Annotated in this window: 26 protein-coding genes; 23 read left to right on the top strand and 3 right to left on the bottom strand. The window is 37.1% G+C overall.

What is annotated here, in order from left to right; genetic code table 11:
• On the top strand, positions 1 to 273 hold a 273-nt coding region (locus ACTIEV_RS14010), incomplete at its 5' end, for a hypothetical protein (protein WP_439516700.1).
• 136 nt (positions 274 to 409) lie between these two features.
• On the top strand, positions 410 to 2,068 hold the full coding sequence (hutU, locus tag ACTIEV_RS14005; RefSeq protein ID WP_439516699.1) for a urocanate hydratase: 1,659 nt from the start codon (positions 410 to 412) through the stop codon (positions 2,066 to 2,068).
• An 85-nt stretch (positions 2,069 to 2,153) separates the two neighbouring features.
• Here hutU and ACTIEV_RS14000 read toward each other — a convergent pair whose 3' ends face one another.
• From ACTIEV_RS14000 to ACTIEV_RS13990, 3 genes are all read right to left on the bottom strand, one after another.
• Positions 2,154 to 2,717, bottom strand: coding sequence for a hypothetical protein (locus tag ACTIEV_RS14000; protein ID WP_439516698.1), 564 nt, complete (start codon positions 2,715 to 2,717; stop codon positions 2,154 to 2,156).
• A gap of 87 nt (positions 2,718 to 2,804) precedes the next feature.
• Positions 2,805 to 3,623: an N-acetylmuramic acid 6-phosphate etherase gene (gene murQ, locus ACTIEV_RS13995; protein WP_250685291.1), complete on the bottom strand. Its 819-nt coding sequence runs from the start codon at positions 3,621 to 3,623 to the stop codon at positions 2,805 to 2,807.
• 9 nt (positions 3,624 to 3,632) lie between these two features.
• A complete protein-coding gene (locus ACTIEV_RS13990; RefSeq protein ID WP_178888441.1) occupies positions 3,633 to 4,475 on the bottom strand; it encodes an N-acetylglucosamine kinase in 843 nt (280 codons plus the stop codon).
• 158 nt (positions 4,476 to 4,633) lie between these two features.
• Here ACTIEV_RS13990 and ACTIEV_RS13985 point away from each other — a divergent pair, with 158 nt between their 5' ends.
• From ACTIEV_RS13985 to ACTIEV_RS13885, 21 genes are all read left to right on the top strand, one after another.
• On the top strand, positions 4,634 to 6,220 hold the full coding sequence (locus ACTIEV_RS13985; protein WP_439516697.1) for a S41 family peptidase: 1,587 nt from the start codon (positions 4,634 to 4,636) through the stop codon (positions 6,218 to 6,220).
• Between the two features lie 18 nt (positions 6,221 to 6,238).
• Positions 6,239 to 6,988: a DUF2490 domain-containing protein gene (locus tag ACTIEV_RS13980; protein ID WP_439516696.1), complete on the top strand. Its 750-nt coding sequence runs from the start codon at positions 6,239 to 6,241 to the stop codon at positions 6,986 to 6,988.
• Positions 6,989 to 7,045: 57 nt separating this feature from the next.
• Positions 7,046 to 8,179 carry a SprB repeat-containing protein gene (locus ACTIEV_RS13975; protein WP_439516695.1) on the top strand — a complete coding sequence of 378 codons (1,134 nt, stop codon included), beginning with the start codon at positions 7,046 to 7,048 and terminating at the stop codon, positions 8,177 to 8,179.
• 447 nt (positions 8,180 to 8,626) lie between these two features.
• On the top strand, positions 8,627 to 9,238 hold the full coding sequence (locus ACTIEV_RS13970) for a TetR/AcrR family transcriptional regulator (RefSeq protein WP_430895092.1): 612 nt from the start codon (positions 8,627 to 8,629) through the stop codon (positions 9,236 to 9,238).
• Between the two features lie 54 nt (positions 9,239 to 9,292).
• A complete protein-coding gene (locus tag ACTIEV_RS13965; protein WP_439516694.1) occupies positions 9,293 to 9,652 on the top strand; it encodes a hypothetical protein in 360 nt (119 codons plus the stop codon).
• Between the two features lie 2 nt (positions 9,653 to 9,654).
• A complete protein-coding gene (locus tag ACTIEV_RS13960) occupies positions 9,655 to 10,275 on the top strand; it encodes a TetR/AcrR family transcriptional regulator (protein ID WP_178888493.1) in 621 nt (206 codons plus the stop codon).
• A gap of 76 nt (positions 10,276 to 10,351) precedes the next feature.
• Entirely contained in the window at positions 10,352 to 11,332 is a 981-nt protein-coding gene (locus ACTIEV_RS13955; protein WP_178888494.1) for a hydrogenase, read from the top strand.
• A 27-nt stretch (positions 11,333 to 11,359) separates the two neighbouring features.
• The gene (locus tag ACTIEV_RS13950; RefSeq protein ID WP_178888495.1) at positions 11,360 to 12,958 is read left to right on the top strand and encodes a nickel-dependent hydrogenase large subunit; all 1,599 of its coding nucleotides are present in this window, start codon (positions 11,360 to 11,362) and stop codon (positions 12,956 to 12,958) included.
• Positions 12,959 to 13,077: 119 nt separating this feature from the next.
• A complete protein-coding gene (locus ACTIEV_RS13945; RefSeq protein WP_178888496.1) occupies positions 13,078 to 13,563 on the top strand; it encodes a hydrogenase maturation protease in 486 nt (161 codons plus the stop codon).
• 21 nt (positions 13,564 to 13,584) lie between these two features.
• Positions 13,585 to 13,896, top strand: a complete 312-nt coding sequence (locus ACTIEV_RS13940; RefSeq protein WP_178888497.1) for a hypothetical protein — start codon at positions 13,585 to 13,587, stop codon at positions 13,894 to 13,896.
• A 3-nt stretch (positions 13,897 to 13,899) separates the two neighbouring features.
• Positions 13,900 to 15,372, top strand: a complete 1,473-nt coding sequence (locus ACTIEV_RS13935) for a hypothetical protein (protein WP_178888498.1) — start codon at positions 13,900 to 13,902, stop codon at positions 15,370 to 15,372.
• An 86-nt stretch (positions 15,373 to 15,458) separates the two neighbouring features.
• Positions 15,459 to 15,803 (top strand): hydrogenase maturation nickel metallochaperone HypA/HybF, encoded by a 345-nt coding sequence (locus tag ACTIEV_RS13930; protein ID WP_178888499.1) that lies wholly within the window; start codon positions 15,459 to 15,461, stop codon positions 15,801 to 15,803.
• Positions 15,804 to 15,808: 5 nt separating this feature from the next.
• Complete coding sequence (hypB, locus tag ACTIEV_RS13925) at positions 15,809 to 16,522, top strand: hydrogenase nickel incorporation protein HypB (protein WP_178888500.1); 714 nt, start codon at positions 15,809 to 15,811, stop codon at positions 16,520 to 16,522.
• A gap of 6 nt (positions 16,523 to 16,528) precedes the next feature.
• The gene (gene hypF / locus ACTIEV_RS13920) at positions 16,529 to 18,913 is read left to right on the top strand and encodes a carbamoyltransferase HypF (RefSeq protein WP_322195416.1); all 2,385 of its coding nucleotides are present in this window, start codon (positions 16,529 to 16,531) and stop codon (positions 18,911 to 18,913) included.
• A 4-nt stretch (positions 18,914 to 18,917) separates the two neighbouring features.
• Entirely contained in the window at positions 18,918 to 19,187 is a 270-nt protein-coding gene (locus tag ACTIEV_RS13915) for a HypC/HybG/HupF family hydrogenase formation chaperone (RefSeq protein WP_178888502.1), read from the top strand.
• A gap of 10 nt (positions 19,188 to 19,197) precedes the next feature.
• Positions 19,198 to 20,295 carry a hydrogenase formation protein HypD gene (gene hypD / locus ACTIEV_RS13910; RefSeq protein ID WP_178888503.1) on the top strand — a complete coding sequence of 366 codons (1,098 nt, stop codon included), beginning with the start codon at positions 19,198 to 19,200 and terminating at the stop codon, positions 20,293 to 20,295.
• 23 nt (positions 20,296 to 20,318) lie between these two features.
• Positions 20,319 to 21,374 (top strand): hydrogenase expression/formation protein HypE, encoded by a 1,056-nt coding sequence (gene hypE, locus ACTIEV_RS13905; RefSeq protein ID WP_295194375.1) that lies wholly within the window; start codon positions 20,319 to 20,321, stop codon positions 21,372 to 21,374.
• 15 nt (positions 21,375 to 21,389) lie between these two features.
• Positions 21,390 to 22,463: a hypothetical protein gene (locus tag ACTIEV_RS13900; RefSeq protein ID WP_430895113.1), complete on the top strand. Its 1,074-nt coding sequence runs from the start codon at positions 21,390 to 21,392 to the stop codon at positions 22,461 to 22,463.
• 1 nt (position 22,464) lies between these two features.
• The gene (locus ACTIEV_RS13895; protein WP_439516693.1) at positions 22,465 to 23,100 is read left to right on the top strand and encodes a hypothetical protein; all 636 of its coding nucleotides are present in this window, start codon (positions 22,465 to 22,467) and stop codon (positions 23,098 to 23,100) included.
• Position 23,101: 1 nt separating this feature from the next.
• Positions 23,102 to 23,302: a hypothetical protein gene (locus tag ACTIEV_RS13890; RefSeq protein WP_178888506.1), complete on the top strand. Its 201-nt coding sequence runs from the start codon at positions 23,102 to 23,104 to the stop codon at positions 23,300 to 23,302.
• 25 nt (positions 23,303 to 23,327) lie between these two features.
• Positions 23,328 to 23,879 (top strand): bifunctional nuclease family protein, encoded by a 552-nt coding sequence (locus tag ACTIEV_RS13885; RefSeq protein WP_178888526.1) that lies wholly within the window; start codon positions 23,328 to 23,330, stop codon positions 23,877 to 23,879.
• The last annotated feature ends 243 nt before the right edge of the window (positions 23,880 to 24,122 follow it).

Raw genomic sequence — 24,122 nt, 5'->3', positions numbered from 1 at the left:
CAAAAAATCAAAGATCAAAAAATCAAAGATCAAAAAATCAAAGATCAAAAAATCAAAGATCAAAAAATCAAAGATCAAAAAATCAAAGATCAGCTTCCTCTCGATCCACCTGTCTTAATCGGTTTTTTCGTTACACCTACCGCTTTGGCACCGGGTTTGGCGATGAATTTAGAAGCTTGCGCAGCATTTTTTGGCCCGCTCGCGCCGGCCTTACCGCCTTTCTTGTTATTTACAGGTAATCCCATGACTATTGGTTTTTATCAAATATACTAAAATCACTTTTGAAGTCTGATTCTTTGATCTTTGATTTCTTGATTTTTTGAATTTTTACTTTTGACTTTTGAATTCTTCTCCAGATCAAAAAATCAAAGATAAAATACCGTATTTTGACCCACCCAAAAACAACCCTATGTCTGCAACGATTGCTTATGATTATGCCAAGTACAAAACCCCAGTTGGTACACAACTGAATTGTAAAGGATGGATTCAGGAAGCGGCATTACGTATGTTACTGAATAATCTGGATCCCGCTGTGGCGGAAAGACCGGAAGAGCTCATTGTGTATGGTGGGAGAGGAAAAGCTGCGCGAAATATTGAAGCTTTGGATCAAATCATTGCTTCTTTGAAAAAATTAGAGAACGATGAAACACTTTTGATCCAAAGCGGTAAGCCTGTAGGGGTTTTAAAAACACATCCTGATGCACCCCGTGTATTATTATCCAATTCTCAACTCGTTCCCAATTGGGCGAATTGGAAACATTTTACAGAATTGGAACAGAAGGGATTGATGATGTATGGACAAATGACCGCAGGTTCATGGATCTATATCGGCTCGCAGGGCATTGTACAAGGTACCTATGAAACCTTCGCAGCAGTAGCCGATAAACATTTCGGGGGTTCTTTGAAAGGAACTTTGAGTGTTACGGCAGGATTGGGCGGCATGGGTGGTGCTCAACCTTTGGCCATTACCATGTGTGATGGTGTTGCATTGTGCGCAGAAGTAGAAGAATGGCGTATCGATAAACGTATAGAAACCCGATACTTGGATATTAAATATAGCTCTATAGATGAAGCCATCGATCATGCGGTTGCTGCGCGTGAGAAAGGAGAACGATTGAGTATTGGAGTGTTGTGTAATGCCATTACCTTATTACAAAGACTGATCGAAAGAAACATAAAAGTAGACGTATTAACAGACCAAACATCTGCGCATGATCCATTGATTGGTTATATTCCACATACGCTGGATAATCAAGCTGCGAATGTATTGAGAGAGAAAGATCCCGATGCCTATATTGCACTAGCATATGACAGTATGAAATTGCATGTTGAATTGATGATTCAATTGCAACAATCCGGCGCCATCACTTTTGATTATGGTAATAACCTACGCGCTCGTGCAGCTGAACATGGATTGAAAAATGCTTTTGATTTTCCCGGTTTTGTGCCCGCTTATATCCGTCCATTGTTTTGTGAAGGAAAGGGGCCGTTTCGATGGGCAGCACTCAGCGGAGATCCTGCTGATATTGCTGTTACGGATGAATTGATCATGCAGTTATTTCCTGAAAACAAATCGATGTTGCGTTGGATGAAAATGGCTAAAGAAAGAATTGCCTTTCAGGGATTGCCGGCAAGAATTTGTTGGTTGGGACAAGGCGAAAGAGAAAAAGCGGGATTGGCATTCAATGAACTGGTCAAAACCGGAAAAGTAAAAGCCCCAATCGTGATTGGTCGCGATCATTTGGATACAGGATCTGTTGCATCACCCAACCGAGAGACAGAAGCGATGTTGGATGGAAGTGATGCAGTAGCCGATTGGCCCATCTTGAATGCATTGGTCAATACAGCGGGTGGTGCCAGTTGGGTAAGTTTGCATCATGGCGGTGGAGTAGGCATGGGGTATAGCATTCATGCCGGAATGGTGATTGTAGCTGATGGTACTGATGCTGCTGCACAACGACTCGCGAGAGTATTACGCAATGATCCGGGTATGGGTGTGATCAGACATGCGGATGCGGGATATGAAATAGCGCAACAAACATTATCTAAACATAATTTAGGATTGTAGGCGAAGGATGGGACGCAGATTTTTATGATTATTTATGATCAATCATAACCAATCATAAAAATCTGCGTCCCATCTACAGCTTCAATCAATCAAGCCGCTTCATCAGCATATCATCAATCTTTTTGAAAAGATGATAAGGCTTATAAGTCCGCCATTCAGGTAGATCTACTAATTCTATATAATAATTCAGTTTTTTCTTTTTGAAATCATACTGTGCAGCCTCACTCATATTCAATGCAACCGCCCAGCCATTTTCTTCACTCAGTTCTTCATACCATTCCTGATAATATTCTTTATCACTGCTATGAAAATTGAGTACATTTTCAGCGATGAGAATGTATTTAACGATGCCTTGTTTATACAAAAGATCCATCACTTCACGCTTTAGTTCCATGATATCATTCTCGATGGCATCATTCCATTCGCCGATCAATTCAATGACCGCAAAATTCAATTCATAATCTGCATAGATGATCTTCAGGTATAAAGTCTTACTCCCAAAATCATCCCACTGTGGATGGATATAATAATTGTAAACCGTTTGTGAGAACTCGAACTCACTATACGTGCGCCCAAAAAAAGGAGAACGACTGTCTTCCTCCGAAACATAGATATGACGCCAGTTATAAAATGGTTCGATGTTGTGCATGCCGGAAAAATATCGAATGTTGAATGATGAATATCGAATAATGAAATACTTCGATATTCATCATTCAACATTCATCATTCTTCTGTTCTATGCGCCTGCTGCTTCCACAGCTTTCTTCACGCTTCCGTGTTTTAACAACAGGTCTTTGGCTACTTCGTATTCGGTGATCTTGAGTTTGTCCATTACCATTTTTACACCTCTATCTACCAACTTCACATTACTCAATTGCATATTCACCATCTTATTGTCTTCTACTCGTCCGAGTTGAATCATAACTGAAGTAGAGATCATATTCAATACCAATTTTTGCGCGGTACCACTTTTCATACGGGTACTACCGGTCACAAACTCAGGTCCAACGACTACTTCTACCGGGAAATCTGCTTCTCTGGATACCGGTGAATTGGGATTACAGCTGATACTTCCCGTAATGATGCCTCTTTTGCGACATTCTTTCAAAGCGCTGATGACATAAGGGGTGGTGCCACTTGCGGCCAATCCAACTACCACATCTTTATCACTGATGAAATGTTTTTGCAGATCAGCCCATCCTTGTTCGGTGCTGTCTTCTGCAAATTCAACCGCTTGTGTAATGGCTTTATCACCACCGGCAATTAAACCAATTACCAAACCATAAGGAACACCAAAACTTGGCGGACATTCACTCGCATCTACAATACCCAATCTACCACTGGTACCGGCGCCGATGTAGAATAGACGTCCACCGGCCAGCATTTTATCAGAAATAGCAGCTACTAATTTTTCAATTTGGGGAATGGCTTTTTCCACGGCATGTGGAACCATTTTGTCTTCGTTGTTGATGTTCATCAACAACTCTTGAATCGACATTTTTTCTAAATGTCTGTATGTAGATGCCTGTTCGGTAACTTTAATAAACTCAGCCATAATTCTTTTTTAGCGATGATATTCAATAAGGCCCTGCATCGGGGCTTTCAATACCCTTCCCAGTTCCAGTTCATAAGTGCTGCAAAGTTCTTTTAATACATCTTTGAAACCAAATGCAATACTTCCCACAAAATGAATGGGATGTGTCCAGCTTTCTCTGTATTTGTATAAGTGAGTGAAGAAGAAATCATTGAGTCCATCTTCGATAATATTCTCGATCATATAATGACCACGGTTCTCTGCGAGAAATATGGCATAGGAGGCGAGGTATCTATTGGCCAATGGTTTTTTATACACGTTTTCCAGTATCTCCATGGGAGTCACCATAAAACGCTTTTCAAAACGTGCTTTTAGTTCTTCATCATAAGTATTGTAGAGATAATATTGCACTACTTTTTTGCCCAAATACGCGCCACTTCCTTCATCACCCAAAATATAGCCCAAACCCGGACTGTTCTTCACAATTTTCTTTCCATTGTAAAAACAGGAATTGGCGCCGGTGCCCAAAATACAGGCAATACCTTTTGATTTGCCACATAAAGCCCTAGCTGCGGCGAGCAGATCATTTTGTACTTCTGTTTTTGATTTCGGAAATAATTTTTTGAAGACGGCTTTAACAATTTTGACATTATTGGGATTACCCAAGCCCGTACCGTAGAAATAGATTTCTTGAACAGTGATGTTTTTTAATTTGGGGAGTAATTCCTTTTCCAACAGGCTGATGATCTGCGGTCCGGATAGAAAATAAGGACTGATTCCTTGTGTATAAATGGTTTTCTTCTTCTTTCCGTTCTCCAATACACACCATTCACATTTAGTGGCACCACTATCGGCGATTAATCTTACAGGCATAAACAAATTTTGAAGACGGATTATGTCAACAAGCCACGAAGTACGAAAATTTTAATGAAAATGCCGCTTGTTTTGTTGAATGTTTCAATACTAATAGCTGTTAGCCGTTTATCAGGAACATCCGCTTTAGTTAGGCTTGAATTTCAGATATTTGCCGTATGGGAAATAATAAAGTAAAGGTTTGGTTGCCGTTGATGTTCTCTGTAGTGATGGTTTTGGGTATGATCATTGGATATCAATTAAGGGATAAAACCCAGGGGAGCCGCTTTTTAACGATCAATAAAAGAACGGCCTTACAGGAATTGGTGGAACTGATCAGGAATAAGTATGTAGACCCGGTAAAAGTAGATAGCATTACACAGGTTACTGCTGATGAGTTACTGTCTCGTCTCGATCCCCATTCAGTATATATTCCTGCCAAAGACCTGATGGAAGTGAATGAAGAATTGATGGGCAATTTTCAGGGTATTGGTGTGGAGTTTCAATTGTTGAATGATACCGTACATGTAATGAATGTGATGAAGGGGGGACCTTCGGAGAAAGCGGGGATCATGGTGGGCGATCGTTTGATCAAAGTGGATGATAGTATTGTGATTGCAGGAAAAAAGATCAAACCCGATGATGTGCGCGCCATATTACGTGGACCTGCTGAATCAAAAGTGCAGGTGAATATCTTGAGAGGACAGGAAGAAAAGAAAGTCACGATTCAACGAGGTGTTATCCCTGTTCCTACCGTGGATGTTTCTTACATGATTACACCGGAAACCGGATTCATCAGGATCAATCGTTTTGGGGAACCTACTTATGAAGAGTTCATGCAGCAACTGGAAAAATTGCAAGCGTTGGGTATGAAGGAATTGATATTGGATCTGCGTGGGAATGGTGGTGGACTCTTAAAGGAGGCAACAGATATTGCGGATGAGTTTTTGGATGGAGATAAGTTGATTGTGTATACAGAAGGGGAGCATGTTCCCAAAATGGAATACCGTTGTAAAAGAGATGGTTTGTTTGAAAAAGGAAAATTGGTGGTACTGGTAGATGAAACTTCTGCATCGGCTAGTGAAGTGTTGAGTGGTGCATTACAAGATTGGGACAGAGCTACCATTATAGGCAGACGCTCTTTCGGGAAAGGATTGGTACAGCAGCAATTTCAATTGTCTGATGGAAGTGCCGTTCGATTAACCATCGCAAGATATTTTACGCCATTGGGTAGAAGTATTCAGAAAGCCTACGATAAGGGTAAGTCGAAGTATGAAGAAGAATTGGTGAATCGTTGGCACAATGGAGAGTTGGTGAAGGCAGATACGGTAAAGCCATCGGGTAAATCGTACAAAACACCCGGAGGTAAAATCGTGTACGGTGGGGGAGGCATTACACCGGATATGTTCGTGCCTTACGATACTTCAAAATTGGATACAGCATTAACTGCGATGTATTACAAAAGCACCATGAATAATTTTGTGTATCGTCTTTACTTGCAGGATGCGCAAAAATTCAAGTCATTCAAAACACCGGATGATTTGTACAAACAATTCAATCCGGGTGAAACAGAATGGAAGCAATTGGTAGATTTTGCTGCAAAAGATAGTATCCGTTTAAACGGAGCTTCTTCAAAAGATAAAACCTTACTCTTGAAAACGATTCAGCTGATGATGGCACGTCAGATATGGAGAACGCAGGGATATTATGAAGTGCAAAACAAGACTGATCAAACGATTAAAAAAGCATTGGAAGTTTTACAATAAATCAGCAATCTGTTTTAGATGAAAATGAAGATACAATTATCACTAGTTGCCATCTTGTTGGCAACAGCTGTACTGGCACAGCCAAAGAACACTTCTCATGCTTCGCAAACATGGCTGGCTTATTTCAATCAAACCCGATTGAGTAATAAGTGGGGGTTATGGGGCGATTTCCAGATCCGTACACGGGAAGAATTGGTCAGTGATTTTTCAACCGGGATTGCTCGGGTAGGACTGACCTATTTTATTGATGACAATGTAAGATTAACATTGGGTTATGGTTTTATCAATAACTACCCTCCAAATGACAATGTCAAAGTCTCCCAGCCGGAACATCGTCCTTGGCAGCAAGTGCAATGGTTTACGAAGAATAAGCGAACGAGGCTGATGCAGTATATCCGTTTGGAGCAGCGTTATCGCAGACGATATCTCAATAATACAGAGCTGGCTGATAGTTATGCTTTTAATTTCAGGTTGCGTTATAATTTCTTCTATCAAATCCCATTACATCCACAAGGGTTGATACCCAAGAAGTTATCAGCAATTGTGAATGATGAATTGCATATCAATTTCGGCAAACAGATCGTGAATAATTACTTCGACCAAAACCGATTGTTCTTAGGCTTGAACTACGCATTTGATAACAATAACAATCTACAATTTGGTTATCTGAATACATTTATCCAGACTGCTGCCGGTAATCAGTATCGGAATATCAATGCATTGCGGGTAGCTTATGTACATAATTTGGATTTACGAAGGGGTAAGTAATCGGCTAGGACATCCGATCAGCTTGAATTTTCGTATTTTCGGGTGTTGAAATATAAGATGTCCAATACCCAAAAAACAGATGGTTATAATGTTAGGACCATCGTCACAAAAAGCTTTTTAAAAAAGGCTTTGGGATTTTGTTTTCTGGTTTCGGCTCTATTATCCTCAATAATAGCGAATGGGCAATGTGGTACCGGTACTTCTCCTATTTATAACATTAATTTTTCTGCGGCAAAAGACACATCATGGACACTCAATGCAGCAAGAGATGGGACTGCGTGTGTTGGAACTGCTGGTGCAGACGATCGATGTATTCGTTTTAATGTTACCCTGAACGCAGGTTCTGATTTATTAAACTTTAATGCAGATCAGTTAACGGGTGCAAGTTTCTATTCAATTAATTGCGGTCCATTGATTCCGATAGGAACTCCTGCTTGTATCACTGGGTTAAGCACTGTTTGTATTTCATTTTGTAAGCCGGGTGGTAATAAGGTGAATTATACCATTACTGCATCGAGTATTATTAAAGGTTCTGCAGATATTGTATTGAGACAAAATTGTTCGGGCACCATGAGTGTTACCGGTGTATCTGCTGCATCTGTAAACTGGCGCTCCATTTTTCCGGGGGCATCTGGTACTTATAATGGATATTTAAGTGCAACGAGCAATACTACTTCAGTTACAGTAACACCTACAACAGGAGCACCTTCTTTTATTGATTATGAAGTGAGTGGTACGGGTGCTTGTACAGGAGTAAGAAGAGATACGATTCGTGTGTATACGGTTTCACCAATGACAGTTGCCATCAATCCGGCAACACCTGCATTGTGTAATGGAGCAAGTGTTACATTGAACGCTACAGTGAGTGGCGGTAATCCACCTTATACGTATTTATGGAATACAGGTTCATCGGCTTCGAATATTACTGTTTCTGCCATTGGGAATTATTCAATAAGTGTTTCAGATAATACAGTGGGCTGTCCAAATGAAACTGCAAACGTATCTGTTATTGCAGCTGCTACACCATCCGCACCTACTGTACCACCTGTGACAGTTTGTTCGGGTTCGCCCCACACCACAAACTGTAACAAAAAGCCTTGTAAATCAATAATTTATGAGGCTTTTTTTATTTGGGGTACACAGTGGGGTACACTTTATTTGGTCCAAATAATTACAAATCAACATTACTAATATAATAATATTTTGCCACTACGCCTTCTCTTGCCCACACAAATGCTTTTTTATTTAGGGTACACAGATTTTGTGATTTCCCTTTCAGGATTCTGATTTGACTTATCTATGTTATAAGATAAGTCTATTGAATTAAAATGTGAAGGGAATAGCTTTGATTTCTAATTTTTCATCTCAAATAAGGGTGTTTAAAAAATAAAGCTACGGGGGAATATGAAGGGTATTGAAATAAATTTAAAAGAATCACATAAATTGAGCCACTCAAATAAAGACTAGGTAATGAACTAATTATTTTGTTTTACTGAGACAAATATTTATTATAACTCCAGCTCTTTATTTTAAATGCACCAGAACTACTGAATATGAAAAATGAAATAACATCTTAAGAATTCCTTTACTGGAGATCAAATTGGCTCTTTTCATTGGCATAATATATCAATTCATCATTTGAAGCCTACAAAAAAACATATAAAGGATCACGCATTAAAACTCTTTAATGAAAAAGGATTTGTGAATGTACGTCTACAACATATCGCAGATGCTGCTTTTGTGAGTGTAGGCCATCTTGCGTATCATTTCAAAAATAAAGATTTAATCATTGAAGATCTTTATGATGAGTTAAGAAGAAATCAAGAAGGGTTATTGAATAAGTTTAGGGTGGTTCCATTATTTGAAGACATCAACTGTTATTTGATTGAAATATATATGCAACAGTCAGAGCATATTTTCTTTTATGCTGATATGCTTGAGGTGTTACGATCATTTCCAGAGATACAAACCAAACATTCCAAACACCTGATGTGGCAATCTGCACAAATTAAAATGATGATTGCATTTAATTGTGCAAGGGGGTCAATGATAATGTTGACTGACCAACAGCAAGATTATCTTGCATGGCAGTTGCGCTCTATGATTGATATGTGGCATTATATTAAAAAAACCGAAGGGAAGAATGATGTATTATTACAACATTTTTTGGAAGATATTTGGGGTATTCTAAATCCATTTTTTACCGATATGGGTACCAGAGAATATCATCAGCTATCTGGGGGTATATAATTTTAATGTTTCTTTAGAGTATTTTTTCTAATTTCAAGCAAATAAATTTTAGAATTGTTTTCGAGATTTAAAATTGATTCTGAAGTATATGCTTCCATGTTGAAGTATATTGATGGATTTTCCTCTACTGAAGTAAATGGAATGAATGAGGATGCAACATTTATTAATGAAGATTTCTGGCTTCAAAATACCGCAGTAATAGAAAATGTAGAACGCAGGAATGGAGAATGGAATATCTATCTCATTTTTGCCCACCACCTTATTCCCCTGAAATTCATAAAGCGCAAGATTGTTAATATGTCTTGCCCCAAAAAAGCATTCCTGACTGCACATTATATGCGCAGACAGGCAGCAAAGGATCAAAGAGGAACTTTAGTATTAAATATGAAATTATTCCAAACTAATTTCAGTTAATTATGAGTGGTACAAAAGAAAAAATAATAGCCGAAAGCAAAGACCTTTTTTTTGAAACTGGTATTGCTAACACTAGGCTACAACAAATTGCAGATGCCTGTAGCATCAGTGTTGGTAACCTTGCCTATCATTTTAAAAACAAAGAGACAATAGTTGAGGCAGTGTATGACAATCTCTTTGAAGAATTGTCATCAATTTTATCTCAATATATTAACCATAAGCATTTACAAGGGTTTGATATTTTGTTTTCCCGACTCTATTTCTTTTATGAACATAATCGGTTTACTTTCAATAATACTTGGGAAATTGAACGCAACCATCCGGAGATTCAAAAAGAATGGCTCACTGTCAATAATAAAATTCTACAACAGTTAAAACGAAAAATTCAAGTTTGTCAGCAAGATGAAATCTTCAAACCCGAGCCTGTAAAGGGAAATTATGACTTACTAGCCCACAGTCTACTGATTCTGATCAACAGCTGGATTCCTCAACAAATACTACGACAAATGCCAGTTACAGAGAAATTATACAAAAATTGTTTATGGAATCTTCTTTATCCAAATTTTTCAAAAAAAGGGGCTTCCATTTATCATGAGATTATTGTCCCCGAAAGATTTATATAAAAAATTTGCTAGGTTAGAAAATTCTTTCTAGATTTAGAAATAATTTTCTAAATCAACAGTATAAAAACGATTGCTTATGGCTAATGTTTTATGGTTACAAGGTGGTGCCTGTAGTGGTAACACAATGTCTTTTTTAAATGCTGAGGAACCTACGGTTGTAGAATTGGTTGTGGATTTCGGTGTCAATATTTTATGGCATCCATCCATAGGTTTGGAGATTGGCCATCAGGTAACTCATCTTTTACATGATATTTTGGCAGGTAAAGTACAAATGGATATTCTTGTTTATGAAGGTTCTATAATTGAGGGACCGAATGGAACAGGGACTATGAACTATTTCTGCGACAGACCAATGAAAGATTGGGTGAAAGAACTTGCAGCAGTAGCTGGTTATGTAGTAGCCATTGGAGATTGTGCTACTTGGGGAGGTATCCCAGCAGTACCACCTAATCCTAGTGAAAGTACAGGTATGCAGTTTCTAAAAAAAGAAAAAGGAGGTTTCCTTGGAGCTGATTATAAATCAAAAGGCGGACTACCTGTTATTAATATTCCTGGTTGTCCTGCGCATCCAGATTGGATTACTCAAATTTTGGTAGCCATTTCTACAGGTAGAATTGGAGATGTTTTGATTGACGAATTTCATCGTCCTAAAACTTTCTTTACAGATTTTGTACAAACTGGATGTCCTAATGCCATCAGCTTTGCCCAAAAAATGGATGGTGGCTTTGGTAAAAGAGGCGGATGTCTCTTTTATGAAGTAGGCTGTCGTGGACCAATGACCAGAGCAAGTTGTAACAGAATTTTATGGAACAGAACAAGTAGTAAGACCAGGGCTAATCATCCATGTCTGGGTTGTACAGAGCCAGGCTTCCCACATAACGATCTTGTAAAAGGTTCTGTGTTTAAAACCATGAAGTATCTAGGCTTCTTGCCAAAAGAAGTACCAACTGGTGTTTCCAAACTTGGCTATTATTCAAGAGCCGGAGTTGAAAAGGTAATGGGATCTATAGAACGGGTTATGGGAACAGAACAGGAACATTTTGAAACCAGTAAATAATCTTCAAATAAAATTCAAATAAAGAATATGTCTACAGTAAAAGAACTGAATATATCTCCAGTTGGTCGAGTTGAGGGTGATTTGGATGTGAAAGTCTACATGGAAAATGGAGTTGTTACCCGCGCACACACGCAGGCTGCGATGTTTCGTGGTTTTGAAAGAATCATGCAGGGCAAAGATCCGCAAAGCGGATTAATTGTAACCCCACGTATTTGTGGTATATGTGGTGGATCGCATTTATATTGTGCATCCTCAGCTTTAGATACGGCATGGAAGACACAACTTCCTCCTAACGCATTACTTTTAAGGGCACTAGGTCAGGCTACTGAAACAATCCAGAGTATACCCCGTTGGTTTTATGCCATCTTTGCAACAGATATGGCAAATAAAAAATTTGCAAACAAAAAACTCTACGATGAAGTTGTAAAAAGATTTGCTGCCTATGTAGGTACATCATTTCAATCAGGAGTTACTGCCAGCGGTAGACCGGTTGAGGTGTATGCACTTTTTGGAGGTCAGTGGCCGCATAGTAGCTATATGGTCCCTGGAGGTGTAATGTGCGCCCCTACTTTAAAGGATATTACAAGGGCACATTCCATTATGAATCAATTCAGGAATGACTGGCTTGAAACCACTTGGCTGGGTTGTTCTATTGAAAAATACAGAAGGGTACAGAGTTGGGACGACTTAATGGCGTGGGTAGACGAAAATGAAAGCCAACGTAATAGTGATTTGGGGCTGTTCATTAGGGCTTCATTAGAATTTGGACTTGATAAGTTTGGTCAGGGTTGTGGAAATTATGTGGCTTATGGTACTTATTTGCACAAGGACAAATATAATAATCCAACAATTGAAGGTAGAAATGATGCTTTGATTAGTCCTTCAGGATACTATGACAGTCATTCAAAAAAGTATAGCGACTTCGATCATTTGCAGATTAAAGAGCATGTTACGCATAGCTGGTATCAGGATCACAAAGCAGCTCACCCATGGGATGAACCTATACCAACTCCAGTAACTTCAAAAAATCTTGAAGAGACTGATTTCAGTGGAAAATATAGCTGGTCAAAGGCTCCTAGATATATGAATAATGCTGCAGAGGCTGGCCCATTGTCAAGATGTTTAATGTATGCAAAACCAAATAATCTAGAGCACCAAACCAAGGACTTTCTTATTAAGGATGCCATGGATAAAATGGGACCGAGTGTGTTCTTAAGAACATTGGCGCGTGTGCATGAAGCTCCAATGTTGTATGATAATATTGATACTTGGTTAAGACAAATCAGGCTCGATGATGAATTTTATATCAAGCCTGAAGAAAGAGATGGTAAGGGCTTTGGAGCTACTGAAGCGGCTCGTGGCGCATTGGCACATTGGATCGAAATTGAAGATGGGGTGATAAAGAATTATCAGGTAATGGCACCTACCACTTGGAATGTAGGTCCAAATGATTCCGAAGGAAAGTCAGGCCCTATTGAATCAGCCCTTGAAGGAATTGAAATTGAAGATGCCAACGATCCAGTTGAAGTTGGTATGGTGGCTCGCTCTTTTGATAGTTGTTTGGTTTGTACGGTGCATGCACATGATGCCAAGACAGGTAAACAATTAGCTAAGTTCAAGCTCTAAATTCATAAATATCAAAAGAAAAAGCCTAACGAAAGTTGGGCTTTTTCTTTGAGGTAACTAAATTTTTTTTAGCTTTTACCACGAATTTCTACTCTCCTTACATTAATATTGGAATCAGAATGAGAAGTAAAGCAACAGCCATAATGGGCTTTGGGAATCCCTGTAGAAGTGATGACGCCATTGGTATTTATGTTATAGACCAGCTAAGGAAATATGTCGGTGAAGAACCCAATATTTCAATATTAGATATGGGTACAAGTGCATTTGAAGTACTTTACCAATTGAAAGGTCATCAAAAAATAATTTTGGTGGATGCAGTCGTAAATACAGGAGAGCAGATTGGGACCTTATACAAGGTGCCTGCACAAGAAGTGATGACGGCTCCTCAAGAAGACCCCATGGTTTTCTTGCATAGTATAAAGTGGGATCAGGCATTGAGCTATGCAAAAAAAATTATGCAGAGCGATTACCCTGAAGATATACAAGTATACCTGATAGCAATTGAAAATACAAAATTAGATATGGAATTGAGTGACGAAGTAAAAAAAGCTGGAGATAAAGTAGTCCAAATCATTCTTAAAGAAGAACTCTCGTATATAGTTTAAGCAATCTAAGAAAATTCAACATTGATTACACTTACAAACAGGCACTTGATCATCAGCAACGAGATCGTTGAAAGTATTTTTGGGTTTTCTTCTCAGGTAAACTGGGTATATTATGATGTCAAGAAAATATTGATGATTGCATCGCAGCATGATGATATTTTTAAAGGCCTGCATAAAACTTCTATGAGTATGCTGAAATTCAAAAACAGTAAAGGTGACAGAAGTATATCGTTAGAAGAAATGCTGATTGACAACGAACTGGATAGTAGTGATAGGTCATTGGAATTTAATGCAGACGAAAAAATGAAAATACTGACAGTACATTTTTCATAAATTATGATTACAATATTTGTTTCGACAGAACTAAGAGAATCAGTAAAAAATCTGATTAATCAGGAGGATAGACTAAATGAATTAGTCAATTTATCCGTTGAAGACGCTGATGCAATTACAATTAAAGTTTCTTCTATAATTGAAGTGTTACCCGACTGGGAGAATCTGCAACCACCAGTTCTATTTCCTAGTGTTTCATATAAGGATAAAATTTTACTAGGGATTATTTATGCCAAACTAAATAATTACGAGAAGGCCTATGAGATCTTAGAAGAATATCCGGATATATTACAAACTGTTGATATTTTAAACCGACTCCAAAATTCAGTACCATTTCAAGGATATGAATGGCAATTTGATTCCTTTGAAAATCTGCACAATAAAGCAATTGCAATCCACTATGGATCACAGAATGAAAGCGCTTCAAGTTTAGATATAGCAGAGGCATATGAATCTGCCATTAACTGTAGTAAAGAAAAATCAAGAAGACAATTCACTGCGTATCATCTTGCACAATTTTATCTTGATCAGAATATTGAAGCAAAAGCACTGAATATCATCAATACTATTTTAAATGAATGTGATTCTCCTAAAATATGCATTGCATTTAAAGATATTCTTTGTAAAATATGGCAGAAAAATTTAGTAGTACCTTATGATGTTAAAGTACTAGGAGAATTGAAGACTACATTATGGGAATGCCTAGAATATTATGAGTTGAATGGTAGGATGACAGAAGCTGCAATGATTTTGATGGATGCTACTTATATTGCTACAATTAGCGAAAGTTTTAGTGAAGCGCTGGGTTATATCAGTAGGGCAATTACCATAATTGAAAAGGAACAACTTCTTGAGCTTCTAGCCCAAGCACAATTTTCAAAGGGAAATCTACTCCAAACATGGGCACAAAATGGGAATCCTCAGTTCTATCGGGCAGCAGTTCAATCATATCAGGCAGCATTGAAGACATTTACCAAAGAGGATTATCCAGATATTTTTGCTGAAATTCATCATCAATTAGGGAAAGTTTATGCAGAAATTCCAGACGAGGTAAAGAAGAAAGGGGTATGGGCTGCTGTTTCAGTTTCATCTTTCAACGAGGCACTCAATTATTATAATAAGATTGATTTTCCTTATCAGTTTGCAATGATTTGTAATAGTATGGGGAATGCCTATACCAAATATCCGGCTGCTTTGCATACAGACAACTTCGATAAGGCACTTGCCTGGTATAGGGAAGCATTGGATATTAGAACCACAGCAACATATCCCTTAGAACGTGTTTTAACGCTCTGTAACTATTTAGAAGCTAGCTGGTTTGTTGGAAATAAGGAGGAATTTGACGAAGATCGATTCAACGAAATGATGAATGTAGCTAATGAAATCATCCTGCTTAGTAATGATGAGAAGATTCTCAATAGCGCTAAGAATGATATTCAAAGACTAGAAGCGCTCAAGGCAGAAACTCAAAATTAGAAAATATTTTCTAAGGACTCATTTTATATGTTGTTTCTAGTCTATGTTGACTTATTTTCAAGGTTCATTAGTTATGACTATGTTCCATGCATGAAATATCACTTGTTAGAAATATTTTTAATACTCTTGAGGCTGAATTCCCCGACAGATTCAGCGAAATCCGAAATATCTATTTAACTGTAGGAGAGTTGAGTAACGTACAACCTATCTTAATGCAAAATGCATTTGAGGCAGTGAAGGAAGATGACCCTAAATATAGAAATACAATACTTAATGTTGAAGTATTACCCATCAAAATATTTTGTGATTCATGTAATCAGGAGACTATTGTAAGTCAATATAAATTTATTTGTAAATATTGCCAGTCTTCCTCCCGCAACGTGATACAAGGGGAAGAATTATTAATCAGTAAAATTGAATTTATAACTTAAAAGCTATGAGTCAACCCAAAAGTAACAGAGCTCCAGTTGGAAGTGTACAATGTGAGAATACCACTTTGAATCTATTGAAGGCAAATGATTTTGTTGCAAAAGCAATTAAGGAGAAACTTGCTCCTTATAATGTGCTAGTATTAAATATATGTTCTTCTCCAGGAAGTGGTAAGACAACATTGATGCAGGAAACAGGGAAAAAATTAAAAGATACTTTGAATATTGGTGTTTTAGTAGGTGATCCCGAAACAGAAAGAGATGCTATTCGAATCAGGGAGTCAGGAATTGATTGTTTACAAATTGTAACTGGAGGAATGTGCCATATTGAAGCGCAGATGATATTACAAGCACTAGATCATTTTGATTATCAGCATCTGGATATATTATTTATTGAAAATGTTGGCAACCTGGTTTGCCCTGCTGCATTCGATCTTGGGGAAGATTACAGAATTACATTAATTGCCAGCACAGAGGGTGATGATAAACCCAAAAAATATCCACGAATGTTTTTGACTAGTGAGTTGATGGTGGTAAGTAAATCAGATCTTCTGCCTTATGTGCCATTTAGTGTAGAGGCTGTTACAAAAGATGCAAGGGAGATTAATCCTGATATAGAGGTTATAACTATAAGTAGCCTAAACGGTATGGGAATAGATGAATGGTGTAGTTGGCTGAAACAAAAAGTAAGTGAGAAAAAACAAAATTTAGTTACAACCTAAGTTCATTTGCAAAACATTCATACATATCATATTCACCTGACTGGTATAGTACAAGGAGTTGGCATGAGACCATTTGTTGTGCAGCTAGCGCTTCATTTTAAATTAAATGGTTGGATCAATAACACAACTGATGGGGTACATATTGAATTCAATGGTACTGAATATCAGGCAAATCAATTCCTTAATCGAATTATAAGTGCTCCACCTCCTTTTGCTTTAATTAGAAAGTATACTTTATTTAAAACCGATAATAAACTTTTCGATTCTTTTGAAATAATTGAGAGTGATGTTAATTCTATTCCAGATCTTTTATTAACTCCAGATTTTGGATTGTGTTTTGAATGCAGAACTGAACTGCATAGTGTTTCAAACAGAAGATTTCATTATCCATTCATAACTTGTACAAATTGTGGTCCGAGATTTTCAATAACCAAAAAACTTCCTTACGACCGATTGAATACTTCGATGAAAAATTTTTCAATCTGTGATACGTGTAGTCATGAGTATAGCACTGTTAGTGACCGGAGATTTTACTCTCAAACTAATTCTTGTCACAAATGCAGTATTTCAATGAAATTGTTTGAAAATGGTAAAGAGACAGAAACATTAAACCCGGAAATGATCTTGGAGATAATTCAACAATTTCTCAAAGAGGGTAAGATCGTTTCGGTAAAAGGTGTTGGGGGATATGTATTACTTTGTGATGCGACTAATTCCAGTAGTATACAATTATTAAGAAAGCGCAAACAGCGACAAGCTAAACCGTTTGCTTTATTGTTCCACTCAGTGGAACAGATGAAAACTTTTGTAGAATGGAGTGAATCTGAAAAGAAATGTCTTCAATCATCTGTCGCTCCAATTCTACTTCTCAAAAGCAAAAAAAATAGTGAACTTGCAATAGATGATATTGCCCCTGGCCTTTCCCATCTGGGTTGTATGCTTCCAAATTCACCACTATTGGAATTGATTGCTGAATCGTTCAATAAACCTTTGATTTGTACCAGTGCTAATATCAGTGAAAGTCCTATACTATTTCGAGATATAGATGCTTTGACCCATCTACATCACATTGCAGATATTATCTTGAGCCATAACAGAGAGATTGTAGCAGCACAGGATGATAGTGTGATCAAGTTCGCCAGATATTCAAATCAAAAAATTATTATCCGCCGGGCAAGAGGCTTAGCTCCGAATTTTCTGGGGTATATTCAAAATCAAGATAAATCTATTCTTGCTACAGGAGCGTTGATGAAAAGTAGCTTTACCTTTCAAACTCGTCAAAAAACATTTGTAAGTCAGTATCTTGGTAGCACGGGTACAATTGAGGCTCAAGAAATGTATCGGAATTCGTTGAAAAATCTGACTGATCTGTTGCAATTTAAACCTGAGAAAATTGTGTCAGACAATCATCCTGATTATTTTTCAACTCAGTTAGCGAAGGAAATATCTACTATTCATGCTATCCCGTTTAATCAGGTTCAACACCATAAGGCACACTTTGCAGCAGTCCTTGCAGAGCATTCACTTCTCGATAGTCATGAATCAATCCTTGGAGTAATTTGGGATGGAACAGGAATTGGTGATGATGCACAAATATGGGGGAGTGAATTTTTTAAATTTGAGAATAACAGTATGCTGAGGTGTTATCATTTTGACTATTTTCCTCAAGTACTTTATGATAAAATGTCAAGAGAGCCCAGGCTTTCTGCTATGGCAATTTGTGATGATGTATTAGGGAGTGATACTTTGTTGAAAGAGAAATTTACTGATGTTGAATGGTCCTATTATAAAAAGTTACTTGGAACAGGAACGAAAATCAATTGCTGTTCTCTGGGCAGAGTTTTTGATGCTGTTGCTTCTTTACTAGGTCTATCAGATAAGCAAAGTTATGAAGGGGAGGCAGCTATGCTTTTACAGGATCTTGCCGAGAAGTATACTGATGAATATGGTTATGATATCGGTGAGAGTTATTTTATGGAAGGAGCTCACTACTACCGAATCTCCACTAGTTCTTTATTCAGTTCAATCATACGGGATATTCACAAAAATAAAACTAACTCATTTATTGCTGCAAAATTTCATTTTTCGCTTGTTCATCTTGTCGAAATTATAGCTGGTAATATTGGTGTCAAAAAGGTAGCTTTTAGTGGAGGTGTATTTCAGAATAGTCTGCTCGTTGATATGCTTCAACAGTTGCTTCAAAAAAAGTTAGAACTTTTTTTTCACGATCAATTACCGCCTAATGATGAAAATATTTCATTTGGGCAGATGGTTTACGTTGATCGACAGATTGATAGCTCCTTAATTATCGATTTGAATGATGTTAGAAATCATGTTACTATAGAACAACCAGAAAATCAATTATTGATAACAGAAAAAGATAAATTTTAATACTATGTGTTTAGCAATTCCAGGTAAAATTCAAAGTATTGATACCATTCACAATGGGATGGTACGCATGGCAAAGGTCTCTTTTGGCGGAATCATTAAGGAAGCTTCGCTAGAGATGTTGCCTGCAGCTGATATTGGCGATTATGTTCTTGTACATGTAGGAGTAGCCATAAGTAAAATTGATGAAGCTGAAGCAGCAAAGACATTTGAATACCTTAAGGAAATCGGCGAAATCGATGAACTTATAGAACATACACAGGTAGATAAAAATTAATGAATCGTCTATGAAATTTATTAATGAATATAGGGATGCTTCGGTTGTAAAGGAATATATTTCTGAATTGCATAGGATTACTACAAGGCCATGGACAATCATGGAAGTATGTGGTGGTCAAACACATAGTCTTGTAAAAAACGGAATTATTGGTCTTTTGCCTGACAACATTACTATGGTGCACGGTCCGGGTTGTCCGGTATGTGTTACTCCATTACACTTGATTGACAAAGCTGTTTATCTTGCAATGGAAAGAAATGTTATACTTTGTTCCTATGGTGATATGATTCGTGTCCCAGGCAGTAAAAATAGTTTACTCGAAGCAAAAGCAAATGGTGCTGATGTTAGAATACTTTATTCTCCACTAGAAGCAGTTACTCTTGCAAAACAAAATCCTGATAAAGAAGTGGTGTTTTTTGCAGTTGGATTTGAAACAACTGCACCTGCCAATGCACTCAGTGTATTACATGCGAAGAGGGAAGGGATAAAGAATTACTCCATACTTACTTCTCATGTTTTAGTACCTCCAGCTATTGAAGCCATTGTAAATGATCAAACAAATATTGTTCAGGGTTTCCTTGCTGCAGGCCATGTTTGCACTATTATGGGAATTGGAGATTACTATCCCCTTGTAGAAAAAAATAAACTCCCTATTGTTATTACCGGGTTTGAGCCTGTAGATTTACTTCAGGGTATTACAATGCTCATAAAACAACTGGAGAACGGTGAAAATAAATTGGAAAATCAATACAGTAGGGTAGTAAAGCCAGAAGGTAATCCGGAAGCAGTCAAGGTAATTGAGCAGGTTTTTGAAATTACTCATCGTGACTGGAGGGGTATTGGTGAAATTCCTTATAGTGGCTACGAAGTGAGAAAGGAGTTAGAAGCATATAACGCTAATGTTAAGTTTGATATTCAACTTGAAAAAGCAGAAGAAAGTCCTGATTGTATTGCAGGGGAAATTTTAAGAGGTATCAAAAAACCAAATCAATGCCCGCAATTTGGAAAAAGATGCACGCCACTGAATCCACTTGGTGCTCCCATGGTGAGCAGCGAGGGGGCTTGCGCTGCCTATTATCATTTTAGTAATGTAGATGTACTTGTTTAGGTTCCCCTCAAAAATAAGCTTCAATGGATGCTAATATAAAAATGCAATTATCTTGTCCCATGCCCAAATTCGATTTTGATACCATTAATTTAGGACATGGTAGTGGAGGAGTATTGACGCATAAATTATTGAGTAGTGGTGTATTTGATGTACTCAAAAATGATCAGCTTAATCAAAAGCATGATGGTGCTATATTTGATTTGAAAGGACAACTTGCTTTCAGTACAGATAGTTATGTAGTAAATCCTATTTTTTTCCCGGGCGGTGATATTGGAGAACTTGCTATTAATGGAACTGTAAACGACCTTGCTATGTGCGGAGCAATGGCTAAATATCTATCATTGGCGTTTATTATTGAAGAAGGTTTGCGAATGGAAACATTTTGGCAAATACTTGACAGTATTAAAAAATGCTGCGACAAGGCAGGAGTGCAAGTTGTAACTGGCGATACAAAAGTGGTAGAGAAGGGGAAAGGTGATCAGATTTTTATCAATACTTCCGGAATAGGGTTAGTTCATGAACACGCCAGAATTGGGTTGTCCAGTATTCAAAAAGGAGATGTTCTTATTGTGAGTGGGAATTTAGCGGCACATGGCATTGCTATCATGAGTAAGAGAGAAGGATTAGAATTTGAAACTGATATTGTGAGTGATACTACAAACTTGAATTTTACAGTTGAAAAATTACTTAATAAGTTCGGATTGGATATTCATTTTCTTAGAGATGCTACTAGAGGTGGATTGGCTTCAGTGCTTAATGAGATAGCAAAGGATGGTTCACAAGGAATCGATATTCGACAGATAGATATTCCTATGGAAGAGCAGGTAAGTGGAGCATGCGAAATGCTTGGACTTGACCCGCTGTATGTGGCTAACGAAGGTGTATTTATTTTAGTTGTAAAAAAAGAAATTGCTAAAGAAGTCCTTGATTTTCTTAAAAATGATGAAAACGGGAAAATGGCATCTATAATGGGGAGTATCACAGATCAACATATTGGACAGGTAATACTTGAAAGTAGCATAGGCGGTAAGCGTGTTGTCAATATGTTGCCTGGTGAACAATTACCACGTATATGTTAATTGAAATAATTATAATTGAATAAAATTAAAAAGATAGCAGAATTTTATGGGCAGTTGGATAATCCATTGCTTGCTCCTCGAGGGGTATTTATGCATGATAACACCTTAGTCGTTTCAGATACAGGTCAAAACAGAGTTTTTATATGGCATGATTTTAATTTTCAAACATTTCAAAAGCCAAATGTCATTTTGGGACAAAAAGATGATCATCAGATGGATCGTAATGCTGGTAAAGAGGTCTCAGGCTCTTCTTTGCAATATCCATCCGGCATTTGGACCAATGGTGAAAAAATAATAGTTGCAGATGCATGGAACCATCGAGTTTTGGTTTGGAATCAAATGCCAACTAAAAATTTCCAAGAAGCGGACATAGTAATTGGTCAAAAAGATTTCAATAGTAATCTCCCGAACATTGAAGGTATAGGAAAGTCTCCAGACAATAATACATTGAATTGGCCTTATGGTGTTTATAGTAATGGCTCAGAACTTTGGATTGCTGATACTGGAAATCGTCGAGTATTGTATTTTGAAAAAATCCCTTCTAAAAATTTTGCTAATGCTAGTGAAGTGATTGGGCAGAATAATTTTTTTGAGAAAGATTATGATAATAATAATGCGGTCTGGCCATATTCAATAAAAGTTGGACACAATAATGATATGTTGATTTCTGATACACAATTTTGCAGAGTATTGTACTGGGAGCAGTGGAAAAATGCTATTAATAATCCACCTGATCTGGTAATGGGTCAAAAGGATATCAATGATAGCGGCCAGAATCAATACCAGTTGAAGCCAAGTGCTCATACTTTAAATTGGGTATACGATGCATGTTTTTTTAATAATGGTATTGTAATTGCCGATACGGGGAATAGCAGATTAATTCTTCATGATAAAATACCATCAACAAATAATGCATCTGGTTCATTGCAGATTGGACAGCCAAATTTTGAAACACATGGTGAAACTTCTTTGAGTATGAAAAGCAATATTAATAATGAAATGTACTGGCCTTTTGCAGTTAATGCTTCAGTGGATTTTTTGATTACTGCAGATACAGGAAATCATCGAATTTTATTTTATAAAATATAACATGAATAATATACCAATCATATTAACACTCTACGTGGGATTTATACACGCATTTGAAACAGATCATATTTTGGCAGTAAGTAATATAGTTACCAATCGAGATAAATCAATCAAGGCATTAAAAGATGGATTATCTTGGGGACTTGGGCATACCTCCACTATTCTAATTATGGGTACGCTTGTTTTATTGATGAAGTTTAATATATCTGTTTCTGTGTTCAGTTATTTTGAAGCTGTAGTGGGTGTAGTATTGGTCAGCCTTGGAATACACAGGATAATTCAATGGTACAAAAGAAAATATTCGATGGCTGCAACTCATACTCATGAAGATGGGTCTGTAAACAATGGGTCACATTTGCCTGCTTTTTTAATTGGTTTATTTCATGGTCTGGCAGGAAGTGGAGCTTTAATTTTATTAGTAATGAGTGATTCTACTACAGTTGGAAATGGCCTTCTGTATCTGTTGTTATTTGGATTGGGCTCAGTGACTGGTATGACATTTGCAGCTGGAACTTTCAGCTTACCATTTAATAAAAAGATTATAGCTAATGTCAAACTTCAAATAATACTGGTATTTATTTCATCTACCCTATGTATTACATATGGGACAAAAGTCATTATTGAGAATATCTTCTGATATGAGAAAAAAGGAAAACTTGCTAAATGCTTTAATTTCTTATGGAATTAAAGTTCTTGATGATAGTTCAAGCAAAATCCAAATTGAAAAGGGGTATACTATAGAAATTGAATCAAATGGAATTTATAAATTATTGGGAGATGGACAGGTTATTGCTCCTTTTGATGATTTGGATGAGCTTTGCAGATTTATAATGATGTAATTAAATGTTTGAAAAATTATAAAAGTTGGAAAAAAGGGAAATTCAAATTTTAGCGCTGAGCACCAGTGAATCATCACCAGGAAATTTTTCATTAGTTCTTGAAGATCTGATTGATAAAAAAAGATTTGTTATAATTATTGGCACTTTTGAAGCTCAAGCAATAGCGATATATTTAGAGCGGATGGAATTGCCAAGACCACTTACACATGATCTTTTCAAAACCACAATTACGCAACTAGGGGCAACATTAAAAGAGGTAGTTATTCATAACATAGTTGATGAAATATTTCAAGCTTGGTTGGTGTTAACTGATTTTGAAAATAAAGAAAAAAAAGTAGATGCTCGAGCTAGTGATGCACTTGCGCTTGCAATAAGATTTGATTGCCCCGTGTTCATTTACGAACCTCTGTTACATAAGGCAGCAATTAGTGAAGAATTCGAAAAGTTTAGTTTTTTGAGAGGCTCTGTTTCGGAATATACACTGGAAGAACTTCAATCTCTTCTCAATGACCTCTTAGCCAAAGAGGATTATGAAAGTGCATCCAAAATAAGGGATCTGATACAGCGAAGAAAATGAGTATAAATGTCTTATCTTAAATCAACTGGTTTAATTAATATTTGAACACAATGTTGATGATGTATTCCTATAAAATTTTGAACAGTTTTTGGGGTTTCCTGAAATCTCCTCCTTTGACTTATCCATGTTATAAAATAAGTGAGGAGAGGGAGAAATTAAAGGGTTGAACTTCGTGCAATTTTACAGGAGGTCACTCTACTATCTTAAGTGAGTTAAAGAATTTATCTCTTAAATCTACTGAAG

The organism is Sediminibacterium sp. (assembly GCF_051861365.1).
Taxonomy (GTDB): domain Bacteria; phylum Bacteroidota; class Bacteroidia; order Chitinophagales; family Chitinophagaceae; genus Sediminibacterium.
The sequence above is the reverse complement of the archived record's forward strand: the minus strand, read 5'-3'. Positions and strand labels throughout refer to the sequence as shown.

Coding starts and splice junctions, on each gene's coding strand:
- hutU (WP_439516699.1), top strand. CDS start 410: ATGTCTGCAACGATTGCTTATGATTATGCCAAGTACAAAACCCCAGTT.
- ACTIEV_RS14000 (WP_439516698.1), bottom strand. CDS start 2,717: ATGCACAACATCGAACCATTTTATAACTGGCGTCATATCTATGTTTCG.
- murQ (WP_250685291.1), bottom strand. CDS start 3,623: ATGGCTGAGTTTATTAAAGTTACCGAACAGGCATCTACATACAGACAT.
- ACTIEV_RS13990 (WP_178888441.1), bottom strand. CDS start 4,475: ATGCCTGTAAGATTAATCGCCGATAGTGGTGCCACTAAATGTGAATGG.
- ACTIEV_RS13985 (WP_439516697.1), top strand. CDS start 4,634: ATGGGAAATAATAAAGTAAAGGTTTGGTTGCCGTTGATGTTCTCTGTA.
- ACTIEV_RS13980 (WP_439516696.1), top strand. CDS start 6,239: ATGAAAATGAAGATACAATTATCACTAGTTGCCATCTTGTTGGCAACA.
- ACTIEV_RS13975 (WP_439516695.1), top strand. CDS start 7,046: ATGTCCAATACCCAAAAAACAGATGGTTATAATGTTAGGACCATCGTC.
- ACTIEV_RS13960 (WP_178888493.1), top strand. CDS start 9,655: ATGAGTGGTACAAAAGAAAAAATAATAGCCGAAAGCAAAGACCTTTTT.
- ACTIEV_RS13955 (WP_178888494.1), top strand. CDS start 10,352: ATGGCTAATGTTTTATGGTTACAAGGTGGTGCCTGTAGTGGTAACACA.
- ACTIEV_RS13950 (WP_178888495.1), top strand. CDS start 11,360: ATGTCTACAGTAAAAGAACTGAATATATCTCCAGTTGGTCGAGTTGAG.
- ACTIEV_RS13945 (WP_178888496.1), top strand. CDS start 13,078: ATGAGAAGTAAAGCAACAGCCATAATGGGCTTTGGGAATCCCTGTAGA.
- ACTIEV_RS13935 (WP_178888498.1), top strand. CDS start 13,900: ATGATTACAATATTTGTTTCGACAGAACTAAGAGAATCAGTAAAAAAT.
- ACTIEV_RS13930 (WP_178888499.1), top strand. CDS start 15,459: ATGCATGAAATATCACTTGTTAGAAATATTTTTAATACTCTTGAGGCT.
- hypB (WP_178888500.1), top strand. CDS start 15,809: ATGAGTCAACCCAAAAGTAACAGAGCTCCAGTTGGAAGTGTACAATGT.
- ACTIEV_RS13915 (WP_178888502.1), top strand. CDS start 18,918: ATGTGTTTAGCAATTCCAGGTAAAATTCAAAGTATTGATACCATTCAC.
- hypD (WP_178888503.1), top strand. CDS start 19,198: ATGAAATTTATTAATGAATATAGGGATGCTTCGGTTGTAAAGGAATAT.
- hypE (WP_295194375.1), top strand. CDS start 20,319: ATGGATGCTAATATAAAAATGCAATTATCTTGTCCCATGCCCAAATTC.
- ACTIEV_RS13895 (WP_439516693.1), top strand. CDS start 22,465: ATGAATAATATACCAATCATATTAACACTCTACGTGGGATTTATACAC.
- ACTIEV_RS13890 (WP_178888506.1), top strand. CDS start 23,102: ATGAGAAAAAAGGAAAACTTGCTAAATGCTTTAATTTCTTATGGAATT.